Below are 15751 nucleotides of genomic sequence, written 5' to 3'. Positions count from 1 at the left end.
GGGGAAGAAGAACAGCGACCGGGCGAGGTTCCGTCCGATCAGCCGCTGGTTCAGCGCGACCGCCAGCGGGACGGCGAGGACGGTGATCAGCACGGTGGTGCCGACGGCGAACAGCAGGGTGAAACCCAGGCCGGCCAGCATCGACGGATCGGAGACGATGACGCGGTAGTTCTGCAGCCCGACGAACGCGACGTCGTCGGAGTAACCGGTGAAGTCGGTGAGGCTCCAGTAGAACGTCTGCCCGAGCGGGATGACGAACAGCACGATGAACACCGCGGCCACCGGCACGAGGAACAGCTGGTGGGCGCCGGCCTCGCGCCAGCCGCCCGACGGTCCCTGCCTGCGGCGCCGGGCGACGGCGCCGCCGCGGGCGCCGTCGGTCCCGGGCCGCGAGGCGCCGGTGACGACCGTCACGACGAGGCCAGCTTCCGGTCCAGCGCCTGCGCCACCTCTCGCGGGGTCAGCTGTCCCTGCACCATGAGCTGGATCTGGGCGGTGGCCTCGACGTTCAGGATGTCCTCGGCGCGTTGCCAGGCGATCTGCGGCAGGTAGACGTCGCCGGCGCGGACGTTCTCGACGATCGGGGCGAGCGCCTCGTCGATCTCCGGCTGGAAGTCGTCGGTGACGGTGATCGCGTTGCTCGCGGTCTGGAAGGTCTCGACGCCCTCGGGGGAGGAGAGGAAGCCGAGCAGGGTCCTGGCCGCCTCGACGTTCTCGGACTCGGGATTGATCGCGTAGCCCGGGCTGGCGGCGCCGGCGAAGTAGGGCTCGCCGCCCTCCACGCCGGGGATCGGCACCATCTCGAACTCGAGGTCCGGCGCCTGTTCGCGCAGCGGGCCGATGGTCCACGGGCCGGCGACCATCATCGCGACGTTCCCGTTGGCGAACTCGCTCTGCACCTGGTCGCCGGTGAGTCCGACGGTGTCGGGAGTGACGAGGTCCTCGTCGTAGAGCCGGTAGTACTGCTCCAGCACCGGCGTCCAGTGCTCCTCGAACGTCGAGTCGCCGGCGAAGATCTCGTCGTCCATCGTGTGGCCGAGCGATGCGTCGTGCGCGCCGAGGAACGCGGCCACGATGAAGGGGATGCCGTCGACCGCCTCGAGGTACGGCGTGACGCCGGCCGCCTTCAGCTCCGCGCACAGGTCGAGGAACTCGTCCCAGTCCCGCGGCGGCGCCTCCGCACCCGCCTGGGCCAGCAGCTCCTTGTTGTAGACGATGCCCGCGCCCCACGAGGCGAGCGACAGCCCGTAGACCGCGCCGTCGGCGCCGTAGGTCTGCTGGTTGAACTCCGGCACGTTGGCGAGGAAGTCCTCACCGGCCAGATCGAGCACGTGCCCGCCCTCGATGAGGTTGGTCTTGTTCTCCGCGGCGATGAGGAACACGTCGGGCGCCGTCCCGGAGAGCACCCGGGTCTGCAGCGTCTGGATGTACTCGGCGACCGGCGGCGAGTAGGACACCTCCACGGCGATGTCGGGATGGGCCTGCTCGAACGCGTCGATCAGCGGCGTCATGATCTCCTCGTTGTCCCAGGAGAGCAGGGTCAGCGTGGTGTCGCCGCCCTCGGCGCTGTCACCGCCACCGCCGCAGGCGGCGATGGTCAGCACGGCGGTGGCCAGGACGGCGGGCAGGACTCTCGAGCGTCGCGTCATCGGGATCACTCCTTCGGTTGCTGGCGTGACTGGACAGTCGCGGGATGATGGAGCGGTGGTGCGGATGATCGATGTGGCCCGTGAGGCCGGCGTCTCGGCGATGACCGTGTCGAACGTCATCAACGGGCGGCCGGGGGTGAGCGCCGACACCCGGCTGCGGGTGCTGGCCACCATCGCCGACCTCGGCTACCAGGTGAACCTCGCCGCCCGGCACCTGCGCGCCGGCCGCACCGGCGCCGTCGGCCTGATCGTCCCCGACCTCGACGGGCCGTACTACGCGCAGCTGGCCACCCGGCTCGCCCGCGGGGTGGAACGCCGCGGTCTCCACCTGGTGCTGGAACGCACCGGCGCCAGCGCCGAGCGCGAGCTCGAGGCCATCTCGTTCGGCCGCCTGCGCATGTACGACGGCGTCATCATGAGCCTGCTGCGGCTCGACTCCGCCGACCTCGAGCAGGTGCGGTTCGAGACGCCGGTCGTGTTCATCGGCGAGCGCCCGGTCCCGGAGACCTTCGACCACGTCATGATGGACAACGTCGGCGGCGCCCGGCTCGCCACGGAGCACCTGCTGACCACCGGGGCCCGGCGCATCGCCGTCATCGGCGGCAAGCACGACGACCACGTCGACGACATGCCGTCGCTGCGCACCCGCGGCTACCGTCAGGCCCACGCCGAGGCGGGTGTCGAGGTCGACGAGCGGCTGGTGATCGAGGTCGAGTCGTTCTCGTCCCGATCGGGCTACGAGGCGACGACCCGGCTGCACGAGTCCGGTGTCGCGTTCGACGCGGCGTTCGTGCTCACCGACGCGGCCGCCATGGGCGTGCTGCGGGCGCTGGCCGACCTGGGCGTCGACGTGCCGGGCGACGCGCAGGTCGTCGGGTTCGACAACGGCACGGAGACGGACTTCCTGGTGCCGCGGCTCTCGTCCGTCGAACCGGGCAACGAGGCGATGGCCGACACCATCCTGGACCTGCTGGACCGCCGCATGGCCGTGCCCGGCGCCGACGGGGCCGCGCAGGTGACGACCATGGTGAACGCCCGCCTCGTGCTGCGCGAGACGACGCGCTGAGAGCAGGCGGCTCGCGGTGACGATCATGCCCGCTCCTCTCGCCAGCAGCATTGCTTTATCGTTAAATACGATGGCGTGACGCAGAAGTTACCGCAGTGGAGCGCGATGTCAAGACCGCCGGATCACACTTTGAGAACGCTCACAATCCGCTGGCGGGTCAGCTGACGGTCAGGTGAGGGCCGGCCAGGCCCCCACCGCGCCGACTTGGCCGTCGCGAGGGAATGCGGCGGGACCCGTTGACGCTTCAACCATCATGAGTGAGCCCCGGGACATCACGACCGACGCCGACGCGCTGCCGCAGGGACTGATCGTGCTCGGCGCCCCGGACGGCGACACCGACGCCGGCGAGTGCGCCGACGGCTTCTGCGCCCTCTGAAACCCCCGAACGAGGAGAGAACACCAGTGTTGGTCGAGGTGTGGTCGGACTTCGTCTGCCCGTGGTGCTACATCGGCAAGCGGCGGCTCGAGACCGCTCTGAGCCGGTTCGCGCACGCCGGCGACGTCGAGATCGTGTGGCGCAGCTTCCAGCTGGACCCGTCGACGCCCCCTGGCGCCGACGGCCCGGTGTCGGAGAGCCTGCGGACGAAGTACGGCGTCAGCGCCGAGCAGGTCGTCGAGATGAACGAGCGGGTCACGACGCTCGCGGCGGCCGAGGGGCTGGAGTACCACCTCGACACCGCGCGGGTCGCGAACACGTTCGACGCGCACCGGGTGGCGCACCTGGCCCGCGAGCACGGGGCCGGGCCGCAGCTGCACGAGCGTCTGATGCGCGCCCACCTCATCGAGTCCGTGCACCTGGGCACGCCGGAGAACGTGGTCCGGCTGGCCGCGGAGGTGGGTGTGCCTGCCGACGAGGCGCGCCGGGTCCTCGACGGCGACGACTACGCCGACGACGTCCGCGCGGAGATCGACCTCGCCCGCCAGTTCGGCGCCAGCGGCGTCCCGTTCTTCGTGATGGGCCGCACGCACGGCGTCGCCGGCGCGCAGCCGGTCGAGGTGTTCGACGGCGCCCTCGCCGAGGCCTACAGCCGGGCGGCCGCGCCCACCGCGTAACGCCAACCCGGCGTCGCGGACGCCCCGCCGCGGCGGGCATGATGCGGGCATGACCCTCGTCGCCGGCATCGATTCGTCCACTCAGTCCTGCAAGGTCGTGCTCGTCGACGCCGACTCCGGCGCCGTGGTCGGGACCGGGCGGGCCGACCATCCCGACGGCACCGAGGTCGACCCCCGCGCCTGGTGGGACGCCCTGAGGCAGGCCGGCGGCGGCCTGCTCGACCGGGCCGCGGCGGTCGCCGTCGGCGGGCAGCAGCACGGCATGGTCGTGCTCGACGACGCCGGCGAGGTGGTGCGGCCGGCGCTGCTGTGGAACGACACCCGCTCGGCCGGCGCCGCCCGCGACCTGACGGCGGAGCTGGGCGGCCCCGCCGCGTGGGCCGAGGCCGTCGGGCTGGTCCCCGTCGCCAGCTTCACCGTCACCAAGCTGCGCTGGCTGGCCCGGCACGAGCCGGAGAACGCGGGTCGCGTCGAGCGGGTCATGCTCCCGCACGACTACCTCAGCTGGCGTCTGGCCGGCCGGCCGGACGAGGCGGTCACCGATCGCGGCGACGCCTCCGGCACCGGCTACTGGTCCGCGGCGACCAACGAGTACCGCTCCGACCTGCTGGAACTGGGCTTCGGCCGGACCATCGGCGTGCCGCGGGTGGCCGCGCCCGCCGAGGTGACGGGGTCGACGGCGTCCGGCGCGGCCATCGCGCCCGGCACCGGCGACAACATGGGCGCGGCGCTGGGCCTGACGCTGGAGCCGGGCGACGTCGTCGTGTCGCTCGGGACGAGCGGCACCGCGTTCGCCGTCTCGGAAGCGCCGGTGGCCGACCCCACCGGCACCGTCGCCGGGTTCGCCGACGCCACCGGGCGGCACCTGCCGCTCGTCGCGACGCTCAACGCCGCCCGTGTGCTGACCGCGGCGGCGACGTTGCTGGGCACCGACCTCGCCGGGCTGGACCGGCTGGCGCTGGAGGCGGAGTCCGGCGCCAGCGGCCTGGTGCTGCTGCCGTACCTCGACGGCGAGCGCACGCCCGACCTGCCCGACGCGACCGGGTCGCTGGTCAACCTCACCCGCGCCGCGATGACCCCGCGGAACCTCGCCCGGGCCGCCGTCGAGGGCATGCTCTGCGGCCTCGCCGACGGCGTCGACGCGCTGGCCGCACAGGGCGTGACGGTGCGGCGGGTGCTGCTGATCGGTGGCGCGGCGAAGTCGGAGGCGGTCCGGGCCGTCGCCGCCGAGGTGTTCGGCACGCCGGTCGTCGTGCCGGCGCCGGGGGAGTACGTCGCGCTCGGCGCCGCCCGGCAGGCCGCATGGGCGCTCTCCGGCGCCGCGGCGCCGCCGGCCTGGCCGCTCGAGGTGGAGACGACGGTCGAGGCGGGCGCCAACGCCCGGGTACGCGAAGCCTACGCCGCGGCGCGCGAGCGCCTGCACGGCTGACGGTGTGCCCACGCACCGCTCCACGGCCGGTCAGCGGTCGGTCAGCGGCCGGCGCCGCGGCTGGGCGAGGGGCGCTGCGCGTGTCACCCTGGAATACGGGCACGCACCGGCCGGTTGTGGCGGTTAGATTTGGTTGACACGTCAACAGTCGGCGAGAGGGAGTGACGCGAGATGCAGTTCGGGATCTTCACGGTGGGGGACGTGACCACCGATCCCACCACGGGGCGGACGCCGACCGAGCACGAGCGGATCAAGGCGACGGTCGCGATCGCGAAGAAGGCCGAGGAGGTCGGCCTGGACGTCTTCGCCACAGGCGAGCACCACAACCCCCCGTTCATCGCGTCGGCGCCGACGACGACGCTGGCCTACATCGGCGCGCAGACCGAGCGGATCATCCTCTCGACGGCGACGACGCTGATCACGACGACCGACCCGGTGCTGATCGCGGAGAACTACGCCAAGCTGCAGCACCTCACCGACGGCCGGGTCGACCTCATGATGGGCCGCGGCAACACCGGCCCGGTGTACCCGTGGTTCGGCAAGGACATCCGCGACGGCATCGCGCTGGCGGTCGAGAACTACGCGCTGCTGCACCGGCTGTGGCGCGAGGACGTCGTCGACTGGCAGGGCCGGTTCCGCACCCCGCTGCAGGGTTTCACCTCGACGCCGCGGCCGCTGGACGGCGTGCCGCCGTTCGTCTGGCACGGCTCGATCCGCAGCCCGGAGATCGCGGAGCAGGCCGCTTACTACGGCGACGGCTTCTTCCACAACAACATCTTCTGGCCGATGTCGCACACGAAGCAGATGGTGGGCCTGTACCGCCGCCGCTTCGAGCACTACGGCCACGGCCCGGCCGACACCGCGATCGTCGGGCTCGGCGGGCAGGTGTTCATGCGGCCCAACTCGCAGGACGCGATCCGCGAGTTCCGGCCCTACTTCGACGTCGCGCCGGTGTACGGACACGGCCCCTCGCTTGAGGAGTTCATGGACCAGACGCCGCTGACGGTGGGCAGCCCGCAGCAGGTCATCGACCGGTACGCGGCCATGCGCGACGACGTCGGCCACTACCAGCGCCAGCTGTTCCTGATGGACCACGCGGGCCTGCCGCTGGACATCGTCCTGGAGCAGATCGAGCTCCTCGGCACCGAGGTCGTGCCGGTGCTGCGCCGCGAGATGGCCGCCGGCCGGCCCGCCCACATCCCCGACGCACCGACGCACGCGTCGCTGGTCGCGGCGGCCGGCGGTGCACGCGACGCGACGGTGCACGCCGACGACGACGTCACCGGCCGGACGGCCGAGAACGCGGAGGCGGGCCGGTGACGACGTCGCGCCGCATCGCGGTCGTGTCGGCGGGGCTGCGTCAGCCGTCGTCGACGCGGCTGCTGGCCGACCGGCTCGCCGACGCGGCCGGCCGCCGGTTCGCCGCCGGCGACGTCGACGTCGACCTGCGGGTCGTCGAGCTGCGCGAGCACGCGCACGATCTCACGAACCATCTGCTCAGCGGCTTCCCGAGCGCGTCGCTGGCGCAGGCGATCGAGGCGGTGACGACGGCCGACGGGCTGATCGCGGTGTCGCCGATCTTCACCGCCTCGTACAGCGGCTTGTTCAAGACGTTCTTCGACGTGGTCGACGACGACGCGCTCGAGGCGATGCCGGTGCTGCTCGGCGCGACCGGCGGGACCGAGCGGCACTCGCTGGCGCTGGAGCATGCGATGCGGCCGCTGTTCACGTACCTGCACGCGATCGTCGTGCCGACGGCGGTGTACGCGGCGACGTCTGACTGGGGTGCGGAGGGCGACGGCGACGGCGACGGTGTGCCGACCGGGCTGACGCGGCGCATCGAACGGGGTGCGCGCGAGTTCGCGGAGCTGGTGGCCGGTCGCGAGCCCCGGCAGGCGGCCGACCCGTTCGCGGTGCCGACGCCGTTCGAGCAACTGCTCGCGGAGAACTGACCCCAGCCCGCCACCCCTCCGAGTCGATCTTGGAGTTGTTCGGCTCCGGCGTCCGATATGTCCGATTGATGGACGAACAACTCCAAGATCAACTCGGAGCGTGGGACGGACGGGTCAGCCGGCGGCGGTGGGCGCGGCCGACATGAGGAGGTCGACCTGGGCGGGTGCCAGCGCGTGGTCGATGACCATGACGGCGGCGCCGATGATGCCGGCGCGGTCGCCGGTGCTGGACTGGACGATGCGCAGGTCCTGGGTGGCCAGCGGCAGCGACCGCCGGTAGACGATCTCGCGGACGCCGGCGATGAGGTGCTCGCCGGCCTGGGAGAGCGAGCCGCCGATGACGATGACCGACGGGTTGAACAGGCTCACCGCGGCGGCCAGCACCTCGCCGATGTCGCGCCCGGCCTGCCGCAGCAACTGCAGCGCCTCGATGTTGCCGCCTCGGGCCAGCCCGACGACGTCGAAGCTGGAGGAGGCCTCGATGCCGCGCGCCGCCAGCTTGGCAGCGATGGCCGCGCCGCTGGCGACGGCCTCGAGGCAGCCGGTGTTGCCGCAGCGGCAGACGACGTCGGTGCCGTGCGGCAGCTGGAGGTGGCCCATGTCGCCGGCGGCGCCCTGGGCGCCGCGGTGCAGCCGGCCGTCGCTGATCAGGCCGCTGCCGATACCGGTCGCGACCTTGACGAACATCATGTGCGGCGCGTCGCTCCAGGCGACGTGGTGCTCCCCGAGCGCCATGATGTTCACGTCGTTGTCGACCAGCGAGACCGCGCCGAACCGATCCTGCAGGTAGCCCTGCACGTCGAAGCCGTCCCAGCCGGGCATGATCGGCGGGCTGACCGGGCGGCCGGTCGAGTGCTCGACCGGTCCGGGCAGGCCGATGCCGACGCCGAGGAGATCGGCGGGGTCGCGGCCGGCCTGCTGGATGAGTTCGTGGCCGACCCGGTCGATCCAGTCGAGGACGGTCTCGGGGCCGGCGGCGACCAGCAGGTCGTCGGCGGCCTGGGCGAGGACGTCGGCGGCCAGATCGGTGAGCGCCAGGCGTGCGTGCGTGGCGCCGATGTCGGCGGCCAGCGCGTAGCGGGCGTTGGGGTTGAAGGCGAACCGCGTGGGTGGCCGGCCTCCGGTGGAGGCGGCCTTGTCGGCGGGGCCGATCAGGTTGCTCGCCATCAGGGCGTCGACGCGCTGGGTGACGGTGGAGCGGGCCAGCCCGGTCTCGGCGGCCAGTTCGGCGCGCGTACGCGGCCGGCCGTCGCGCAGCAATTGGAACAACGAGCCCGCCGAGTACATCGAGGAGCCGTCTGGCAGCACGTTTGCCGGCCGTGACGTCGTGACGCCTACGCCTTCGAGCATGCCACTAGTGAAACACACCAGACTTCCTTCTGTGCAACATCCGCACATGCGGTAACAGCCGTGCAACTTTTGCTTGACGTGCACGCAAAAGTGCCTCTAAGTTCCTCTGACATGGCAGTGACTCCGATCACAGACCGCGCGGCCGGTGAGAATTCCTTCCCCGAAGCGGGCTACCGGGCGGCGATCGTCGGGACCGGCTTCATGGGCCGTGTGCACGCGCGGTCGGTCCAGGTGGCCGGCGGACGGGTGGTCGGAGCCGTGGGCTCCAGCCCGGAGCGCGCGGCAGCGGCGCAGAGCGAGCTGCAGGCCGACGCGGTCTACGCGACCCTCGACGAGCTCCTGGACCACGCCGACGTCGACGTCGTTCACGTGTGTACCCCCAACCACCTGCACGAACCGGTCGTGTTCGCGGCGCTCGAGGCCGGCAAGCACGTCGTGTGCGAGAAGCCGCTGGCGACCTCGTCGCACGCGGCCGAGGCGATGACGGCCGCGGCGCGCGAGGCCGGCCTGGTCGCCGCCGTCCCGTTCGTCTACCGCTTCCACCCGATGGTCCGCGAGGCCCGCGAGCGGGTCCGTGCCGGCGAGGTGGGCGGCATCTTCCTGGCCCACGGCAGCTACCTGCAGGACTGGCTGCTGCGCCCGACGGACGACAACTGGCGGGTGGACCCGCAGCTCGGCGGCCCGACCCGCGCGTTCGGCGACATCGGCTCGCACTGGTGCGACCTGCTGGAGTTCGTGACGGGGGAGCGGATCGCCCGCCTCTCGGCGCAGTCGTCGACGGTGAACAAGGTGCGCGGCGTCGAGACGCTGCGCGACGTCACGACCGAGGACGTCGTCGTCGTCCAGTTCGCCACGAGGAGCGGCGCGATCGGCTCGGTCGTCGTCAGCCAGGTGTCGGCCGGCCGCAAGAACCGGCTGCTGCTCGAGGTCTCCGGCTCCCGCGGCTCGCTCTCGTTCGACCAGGAGAACCCGGAGCAGCTGTGGTGGGGTGGCCGTGAGCGCAGCAGCCAGCTGGTGCGCGACCCGGAGACGCTCAGCTCGCCGGCCGCCCGGTACGCGCGGGTCCCGGCCGGCCACCCGCAGGGCTACCAGGACTGCTTCGACGCGTTCGTCGCGGACACCCAGGCGGCCATCGGCGGCGAGGTCCCCGACGGCCTGCCCACGTTCGACGACGGCCTGCGCTCCGCCCGTCTGGCCGAGGCCGTCATGACGTCGGCCCGCGAGAGCGAGTGGGTGGAGGTGCCGGAATGACGGCGGACCCGAGCCCCGCGGGCGCCGGCCTGGCGAGTTCCGCCACGACGCTGCTGCGGATGAGCGGCATCGAGAAGTCGTTCCTCGGCGTGCAGGTCCTGCACGGCGTCGACCTCGACCTGCGTGCGGGCGAGGTGCACGCCCTCATCGGCGAGAACGGCGCCGGAAAGTCGACACTGATGAAGATCCTCGCCGGGGTCTACCAGGCCGACGGCGGCACCGTCGAGCTGGACGGGCAGCAGGTCGGCTTCGAGCATCCGCTGCTGGCCCAGCAGGCCGGTGTGTCCACCGTCTTCCAGGAGTTCAACCTGCTGCCGGAGCGGACCGTCGCCGAGAACGTGTTCCTCGGCCGCGAGCCGCGCCGCAACCGGCTGGTCGACGCCGGGCGGATGAACGCCGACACGGCCGCGCTGCTGAAGGACCTCGGCCTCACCTGGCTGCGGCCGGAAACCCGGGTCAGCTCGCTGTCGGTGGCCGGCCAGCAGATCGTCGAGATCGTCAAGGCGCTGTCCTACGACGCGCGGATCATCTCGATGGACGAGCCGACCGCCGCGCTGGCCGACGAGGAGGTGGAACTGCTCTACCGCCTCATCGCGAAGCTGAAGGAGCGCGGCGTCGCCATCCTCTACGTCTCGCACCGGCTCAAGGAGATCTTCGACCTGTCCGACCGGGTGACGATCCTCAAGGACGGCTCGCTGGTCGACACCGTCGCCACCGCCGACATCACCTCCGACGAACTGGTCCGCAAGATGGTCGGCCGGCCGATCGCCAGCTTCTTCCCGGACAAGCTGCCCGGCACCGAGGCCGGTGACGTCCGCCTGGAGATCCAGGGCGGCGGCAACGAGCAGCTCGACGGCATCGACCTGCAGGTCCGCGGCGGCGAGATCGTGGCGCTGGCCGGGCTCCAGGGCAGCGGCCGCACCGAGATCGCGCACGCGTTGTTCGGCGTCGACCGGTTCACCCGCGGTTCGGTGCGGCTGGACGGCCGCCCGTTCACCGCGCGGACGCCGCGTCAGGCGGTGCGGGCCGGGCTGGCGCTGGTCACCGAGGACCGCAAGGGCGAGGGTCTGGTGCTCAACCAGTCGATTGCCGCTAACGCCCGGCTGGTGCTCGACGCCGTCCTGCCGCGACGCGCCGCGCAGGGGGCGCGCCGCATCCCCGGCATCCTGTCGTCGCTGGAGCTGGTCTCGCGTGGCAGCAGCCAGGAGGTGCGGTTCCTGTCCGGCGGCAACCAGCAGAAGGTCGTGCTGGCCAAGTGGCTGGCCACCGAGCCCAAGGTGATCGTGCTCGACGAGCCCACCCGCGGCATCGACGTCGGAGCGAAGGAGCGGGTCTACACGCTCATGCGCGAGCTGTCGGCGCAGGGCGTGGCGATCCTGATGATCTCGTCCGAGCTGCCCGAGGTGCTCGGGATGGCCGACCGCATCGTCGTCCTCCGGGACGGCCGCGTCGCGGGTGAACTGACGGGCGGCTCCGGGGATCTCGGCGAGGAGACGGTGATGGCACTGGCCACGGGTCATGACGTGGAAGGGACGCGACGATGAGCCGCGCGGTCGCGGTCGCCGGCACCGGGAAGGCCGACCGCCGCCGGCTGGGCGCCACCGAGCTGGTGTGGCTGGCGCTGGTCGGCGTGACGATCATCGGCGCGATCCTGGTGGCCCTGGACGGCCAGAACCTGTTCAGCATCGCCAACACCCGTGACGTCCTCAGCCGCTCGAGCCTGCTCGGGTTCGTCGCGATCGGCCAGACGCTGGTCATCCTGTGCCGGTCGCTGGACCTGTCCGTCGGTTACGTGATGGCGCTGAGCAGCCTGATCGCGGCGACGACGATGAACGGCGACCCCGCACGGGTGCCGCTGGCGATCGTCGCCGTGCTGGTGGTGGCCGGAGCGATCGGCCTGTGCAACGGCCTCATCGTGTCGGTGCTGAAGGTCAACCCGTTCATCGCGACGCTCGGCGTCGGCCTCATCATCAAGGGCTACCTGGACACCCAGTATCAGGGCCCGGCCGGCGAGGTGCCCAGCTCCTTCCAGCAGTTCGGCTTCAGCCGCATCGGCCCGGTGCCGCTGTCGACGCTGGTCATGCTGCTCGTCGCGGTCGCCGGCATCCTGTTCCTGCGCAAGACCCGCACCGGCTACCACATGTTCGCCGTCGGAGGCAGCGCGGACGTCGCGCGGCTGTCCGGCATCCGCACCGGCCGGGTCCTCGTGACGGCGCACGTGCTCTGCTCGATCGCCGCGGGCCTCGCCGGCCTGCTCATCGCCGCCCGGTTCGGCACCGGCAGCGCGCTGGTCTACAACTCCGGCTACGACCTGGAGTCCATCGCGGCCGTGGTGCTCGGCGGGACGCTGCTCATGGGCGGCCGCGGCGGCATCGGCGGGACGATCGCCGGCGTGCTGATCCTGGCCGTGCTGGATACCGTGTTCAACATCCTCGCGGTCGACCCGTTCTTCAAGGACGTGCTGCGCGGCACCATCATCGTCGCCGCCGTCGCGATCTACGCCCGCCGGCAGATCGACCGGAAGGCCAGCCGCATCAGGTTCGGCGGCGACGGCGGCAGCGGCGGCTCCGCGCCACCCGGCTCACCGCCGGACAGCGCGCCCGGCGACACCGGTGATCCCGTCCCGGCCGGCCAGGGAGGTGCCCGATGACGGTCACGACACAGCAGCCGGCCCAGGGGCCCGCGCCGCAGCGCAGCGCCGGCTCCCGCGCCGGTGACCTGCTCGCGCGGGTCTTCGGGGGCGGCAGCGGCACCGTGTTCGCCCTGCTCATCGTCGTGTTCGCGGCGATCTTCATCGTGAACCCGAGCTTCGCCGAGCCGCCGTCGCTGATGGCGTTCCTCAAGCAGGCCGCGCCGCTGATGATCCTGGCCATCGGCCAGTACTTCGTCATCGTGTCCGGCGAGTTCGACCTGTCGGTCGGGTCGCTGGTGGGCGCGCAGGTGGTCATCGCCGCCGCCCTGATCGACGGCGAGGAGGGCCGCACGGTCCCCGTCATCCTGCTGATGCTCGGCTTCGGCATCCTCGTCGGCCTGATCAACGGGCTGATCACGACGTTGCTCAAGGTGCAGTCGTTCATCACCACGCTCGGCATGATGCTGGTGCTCTACGGCGCCATCCGGTTGTGGACCGGTGGCGCGCCGACCGGCGCTCTGTCCGAGGCGTTCCGCCAGCCCGGGCGCGGCGGCATCGACCTGGCGGTCGTACGGCAACTGCCGTGGGCGCTGATGATCCTCATCGGGGTCGTCATCATCGCCGTGGCGGTCATGCGCAGCTCGTACGGCCGCACGTTGATCGCCACCGGCGACAACGAGCGCGCCGCGGGGTTCTCCGGCGTCCGGGTCTGGCGGGTGCGCACGCTGGCGTTCGTCATCTCCAGCGTGCTGGCCACGCTGGCCGCGATCCTCATCGGCGGCTACGCCGGTGTCACCGCGCAGGTGGGGCAGGGCATGGAGTTCACCGCGATCACCGCGGTGGTGCTCGGCGGCGTCGCGCTCGGCGGCGGCCGCGGCTGGGTCGTGGCGGCGATGGCCGGCGCGCTCACCCTCGAGGCCCTGTTCGTCCTGTTCAACCAGTTGAGCATGCCGTCGACCATCCGGCCGGCGGTCCAAGGCGTGATCATCATCGCGGCCGTCGCCTACGCGGCCCGTGAGAGGGCGCGTCCCCGGCACCACCAGGAAGTTCCGTCCCAATCGCAATCGAACGAAGCCTGATTCGATCGTCACCCAAGGAGGGGGAACGATGCGCACTACGCGCGCTCTACTGGCGGCAGCGGCTGCCGCGGCCCTGATGCTCGCGGCCTGCACCACCGACGAGCCGTCCGACACCGCGGCGCCCGACGAGACCGCGGCGGCCGGTGAGGACCCGGGCGCCGAGGGCGAGGAGCCGGAGCAGGAGACGGCCGACGGCGAGTTCTTCGTCCGCGCCGACTTCGACCGGCAGCTGGCCCAGCGTGACGTCGCCCCCGAGGGCGACCCGGCCACCCCGTGGCTGCAGGCGATCGAGCCGGAGTACGTCGACACCGCGCAGTACGCGCAGGACGGCAACACGCTCTGCTTCTCGAACGCCTCGGTGAGCAACCCGTGGCGGGTCACCGGCTGGATCACCATGCAGCAGCAGGTCGAGGTGCTGCAAGCGGCCGGCGAGATCGGCGAATTCCGGGTGTCCGACGCCGCCGACGACGACAACAAGCAGATCTCCGACATCCAGGCCTTCATCGACGCCGGGGACTGCAACGCGATCATCATCTCGCCGTCGACGACGGCCACGCTCACCCCGGCGGTCGAGGCGGCCTGCGCGAGCGGCGTGCCGGTCATCGTGTTCGACCGCGGCGTCAACAGCGACTGCATGGTGACGTTCATCCACCCGATCGGCGGCTACGCCTACGGCGCCGACGGCGCGGAGTTCCTGGTCGACAACCTGGAGCCGGGCTCGACGGTGCTGGCGCTGCGCATCCTGCCGGGTGTCGACGTGCTGGAGAACCGCTGGGCGGCGGCGCAGGAGATCTTCGCCGACAGCGAGCTGGAGATCCTCGGCGACGAGTTCACCGGCGGCGACGGCGCGGAGATCAAGAACATCGTCACGCAGTACCTGCAGCGCGGCGAGGTCGACGGCATCTGGATGGACGCCGGTGATGGCGCCGTCGCGGCCGTCGAGGCGTTCGAGGACACCGGCAACGACTACCCGGTGATGGTCGGCGAGGACGAGCTGAGCTTCCTGCGCAAGTGGCAGGAGACCGGCATGACCGCCGTCGCCCCCGTCTACTCGAACTTCCAGTGGCGCACCCCGATCCTCGCCGCGACGATGATCTGGGCCGGCGAGCAGGTCCCGCAGGAGTGGGTGCTCCCGCAGGACGAGCTCACCGAGGACGACCGCGACGAGTTCCTCGACCGCAACGCCGACATGCCCGCCCTGCACTACGCCAAGTTCGGCGGAGAGGACCTGCCGGGCTTCCCGACTGCCTGGCAGGACCGCTGACCCGTACGACCTGAGCCCCACTCCCCGTTGATCTTGGAGTTGTTCGGCATTGCGGTCCGGAATGTCCGGTAGATACCCGCAAAGCTCCAAGATCAACGGGGATTCGGGGGAGAGGAGTCCGCACGTGAGCAGAGCGTTCGGGGTCAACACGTGGGTGTGGACATCGCCGCTCACCGACGCCGCGCTGGCCGAGCTGGCGCCCCGGATCAGCGGCTGGGGGTTCGACGTCGTCGAGCTGCCGGTCGAGAACCCGGGCGACTGGGACCCCGCCAGGGCGGCGAAGGTCCTCGGCGACCACGGCCTGTCCGCGGCGGTCGCGCTGGTCATGGGCGACGGCCGTGAGCTGGTCGGGACCGACGCGGACACCGTCGCCCGCACCCGTGACTACCTGCGCCACGTCGTCGACGTCGCCGCGACGGTCGGGGCACCGGCCATCGCCGGGCCGGCGTACGCGTCGGTCGGGCGGACCTGGCGGATGACTCCGGCCGAGCGGGCCGACCGGTACGCCGAGCTGCGCGACGGGCTGGGCCCGGTCGTCGAGCACGCCCGCGCCGCCGGCGTGACCGTCGCCGTCGAGCCGCTGAACCGTTACGAGACCAGCCTGATCAACACCGTCGACCAGGCGCTCGAGGCGATCGACGGCCTGCCGGCCGACGGCATCGGCCTGGCGCTGGACGTCTACCACATGAACATCGAGGAACAGTCCGTCACCGGCGCGATCGCGCGCGCGGCCGGCCGCATCGCGCACGTCCAGGTGTGTGCCAACGACCGCGGCGCCCCGGGCGCGGACCACCTCGACTGGCCCGGCATCGTCGCCGCGCTGGATGCGGCGGGCTACACGGGCCCGCTGGTCATCGAGTCCTTCACCGCCGACAACGCGACGATCGCCACCGCAGCGTCCATCTGGCGGCCGCTGGCCGCGAGCCAGGACGCGATCGCCGTCGACGGCCTGTCCTTCCTGAGGGGAGTGGTACCGCAGCAGCACGCCTGAGCAGCACCACCGCATCACCGGCGGCGCCGGCACGC

Annotated in this window: 14 protein-coding genes and 1 pseudogene; 12 read left to right on the top strand and 3 right to left on the bottom strand. The window is 71.9% G+C overall.

Annotation, left to right across the window (positions count from 1 at the left end; translation table 11 throughout):
• Positions 1-414, bottom strand: a pseudogene (locus tag DZA62_RS18285) (sugar ABC transporter permease); the annotation flags it as partial.
• Positions 411-1649, bottom strand: coding sequence for an ABC transporter substrate-binding protein (locus DZA62_RS18280; RefSeq protein ID WP_198663916.1), 1239 nt, complete (start codon positions 1647-1649; stop codon positions 411-413). The pseudogene DZA62_RS18285 and the gene DZA62_RS18280, both read right to left, overlap by 4 nt.
• 64 nt (positions 1650-1713) lie before the next feature.
• Between DZA62_RS18280 and DZA62_RS18275 the strand changes: the two genes are divergently transcribed.
• From DZA62_RS18275 to DZA62_RS18255, 6 genes are all read left to right on the top strand, one after another.
• Complete coding sequence (locus DZA62_RS18275) at positions 1714-2715, top strand: LacI family DNA-binding transcriptional regulator (protein ID WP_232827529.1); 1002 nt, start codon at positions 1714-1716, stop codon at positions 2713-2715.
• 253 nt (positions 2716-2968) lie between these two features.
• Positions 2969-3091: a hypothetical protein gene (locus DZA62_RS37250; RefSeq protein ID WP_269813897.1), complete on the top strand. Its 123-nt coding sequence runs from the start codon at positions 2969-2971 to the stop codon at positions 3089-3091.
• Positions 3092-3117: 26 nt separating this feature from the next.
• Positions 3118-3768, top strand: coding sequence for a DsbA family oxidoreductase (locus DZA62_RS18270; RefSeq protein WP_116950328.1), 651 nt, complete (start codon positions 3118-3120; stop codon positions 3766-3768).
• A 49-nt stretch (positions 3769-3817) separates the two neighbouring features.
• Positions 3818-5197 (top strand): xylulokinase, encoded by a 1380-nt coding sequence (xylB, locus tag DZA62_RS18265; RefSeq protein ID WP_116950327.1) that lies wholly within the window; start codon positions 3818-3820, stop codon positions 5195-5197.
• 171 nt (positions 5198-5368) lie between these two features.
• On the top strand, positions 5369-6517 hold the full coding sequence (locus DZA62_RS18260; RefSeq protein WP_116950326.1) for an LLM class flavin-dependent oxidoreductase: 1149 nt from the start codon (positions 5369-5371) through the stop codon (positions 6515-6517).
• Entirely contained in the window at positions 6514-7149 is a 636-nt protein-coding gene (locus DZA62_RS18255; RefSeq protein WP_116950325.1) for an FMN reductase, read from the top strand. The genes DZA62_RS18260 and DZA62_RS18255 overlap by 4 nt, the downstream gene beginning before the upstream one ends.
• A 114-nt stretch (positions 7150-7263) precedes the next feature.
• Here the strand turns inward: DZA62_RS18255 and DZA62_RS18250 are convergent, their stop codons facing one another.
• Entirely contained in the window at positions 7264-8436 is a 1173-nt protein-coding gene (locus DZA62_RS18250) for an ROK family transcriptional regulator (protein WP_116950324.1), read from the bottom strand.
• Positions 8437-8610: 174 nt separating this feature from the next.
• Between DZA62_RS18250 and DZA62_RS18245 the strand changes: the two genes are divergently transcribed.
• The 6 genes from DZA62_RS18245 (at position 8611) to DZA62_RS18220 (ending at position 15716) form a co-directional block, all read left to right on the top strand.
• On the top strand, positions 8611-9750 hold the full coding sequence (locus tag DZA62_RS18245; protein ID WP_116950323.1) for a Gfo/Idh/MocA family protein: 1140 nt from the start codon (positions 8611-8613) through the stop codon (positions 9748-9750).
• Positions 9747-11294, top strand: a complete 1548-nt coding sequence (locus tag DZA62_RS18240; protein WP_116950322.1) for a sugar ABC transporter ATP-binding protein — start codon at positions 9747-9749, stop codon at positions 11292-11294. The genes DZA62_RS18245 and DZA62_RS18240 overlap by 4 nt, the downstream gene beginning before the upstream one ends.
• Positions 11291-12400 carry an ABC transporter permease gene (locus DZA62_RS18235; protein ID WP_116950321.1) on the top strand — a complete coding sequence of 370 codons (1110 nt, stop codon included), beginning with the start codon at positions 11291-11293 and terminating at the stop codon, positions 12398-12400. Before DZA62_RS18240 ends, DZA62_RS18235 begins: the two co-directional genes overlap by 4 nt.
• Positions 12397-13461: an ABC transporter permease gene (locus DZA62_RS18230; protein WP_116950320.1), complete on the top strand. Its 1065-nt coding sequence runs from the start codon at positions 12397-12399 to the stop codon at positions 13459-13461. Before DZA62_RS18235 ends, DZA62_RS18230 begins: the two co-directional genes overlap by 4 nt.
• Before the next feature lie 28 nt (positions 13462-13489).
• Positions 13490-14725 carry a substrate-binding domain-containing protein gene (locus DZA62_RS18225; RefSeq protein ID WP_116950319.1) on the top strand — a complete coding sequence of 412 codons (1236 nt, stop codon included), beginning with the start codon at positions 13490-13492 and terminating at the stop codon, positions 14723-14725.
• Between the two features lie 124 nt (positions 14726-14849).
• Positions 14850-15716, top strand: a complete 867-nt coding sequence (locus DZA62_RS18220; RefSeq protein ID WP_198663913.1) for a sugar phosphate isomerase/epimerase family protein — start codon at positions 14850-14852, stop codon at positions 15714-15716.
• The last annotated feature ends 35 nt before the right edge of the window (positions 15717-15751 follow it).

The organism is Jiangella endophytica (genome assembly GCF_003427025.1).
Classification (GTDB): domain Bacteria; phylum Actinomycetota; class Actinomycetes; order Jiangellales; family Jiangellaceae; genus Jiangella; species Jiangella endophytica.
Note: the sequence above shows the minus strand (reverse complement) of the source record. Positions and strands in the feature narration are given on the sequence as shown.

Coding starts and splice junctions, on each gene's coding strand:
- DZA62_RS18245 (WP_116950323.1), top strand. CDS start 8,611: ATGGCAGTGACTCCGATCACAGACCGCGCGGCCGGTGAGAATTCCTTC.
- DZA62_RS18250 (WP_116950324.1), bottom strand. CDS start 8,436: ATGTACTCGGCGGGCTCGTTGTTCCAATTGCTGCGCGACGGCCGGCCG.
- DZA62_RS18230 (WP_116950320.1), top strand. CDS start 12,397: ATGACGGTCACGACACAGCAGCCGGCCCAGGGGCCCGCGCCGCAGCGC.
- DZA62_RS18240 (WP_116950322.1), top strand. CDS start 9,747: ATGACGGCGGACCCGAGCCCCGCGGGCGCCGGCCTGGCGAGTTCCGCC.
- DZA62_RS37250 (WP_269813897.1), top strand. CDS start 2,969: ATGAGTGAGCCCCGGGACATCACGACCGACGCCGACGCGCTGCCGCAG.
- DZA62_RS18280 (WP_198663916.1), bottom strand. CDS start 1,649: ATGACGCGACGCTCGAGAGTCCTGCCCGCCGTCCTGGCCACCGCCGTG.
- DZA62_RS18235 (WP_116950321.1), top strand. CDS start 11,291: ATGAGCCGCGCGGTCGCGGTCGCCGGCACCGGGAAGGCCGACCGCCGC.
- xylB (WP_116950327.1), top strand. CDS start 3,818: ATGACCCTCGTCGCCGGCATCGATTCGTCCACTCAGTCCTGCAAGGTC.
- DZA62_RS18275 (WP_232827529.1), top strand. CDS start 1,714: ATGATCGATGTGGCCCGTGAGGCCGGCGTCTCGGCGATGACCGTGTCG.
- DZA62_RS18260 (WP_116950326.1), top strand. CDS start 5,369: ATGCAGTTCGGGATCTTCACGGTGGGGGACGTGACCACCGATCCCACC.
- DZA62_RS18225 (WP_116950319.1), top strand. CDS start 13,490: ATGCGCACTACGCGCGCTCTACTGGCGGCAGCGGCTGCCGCGGCCCTG.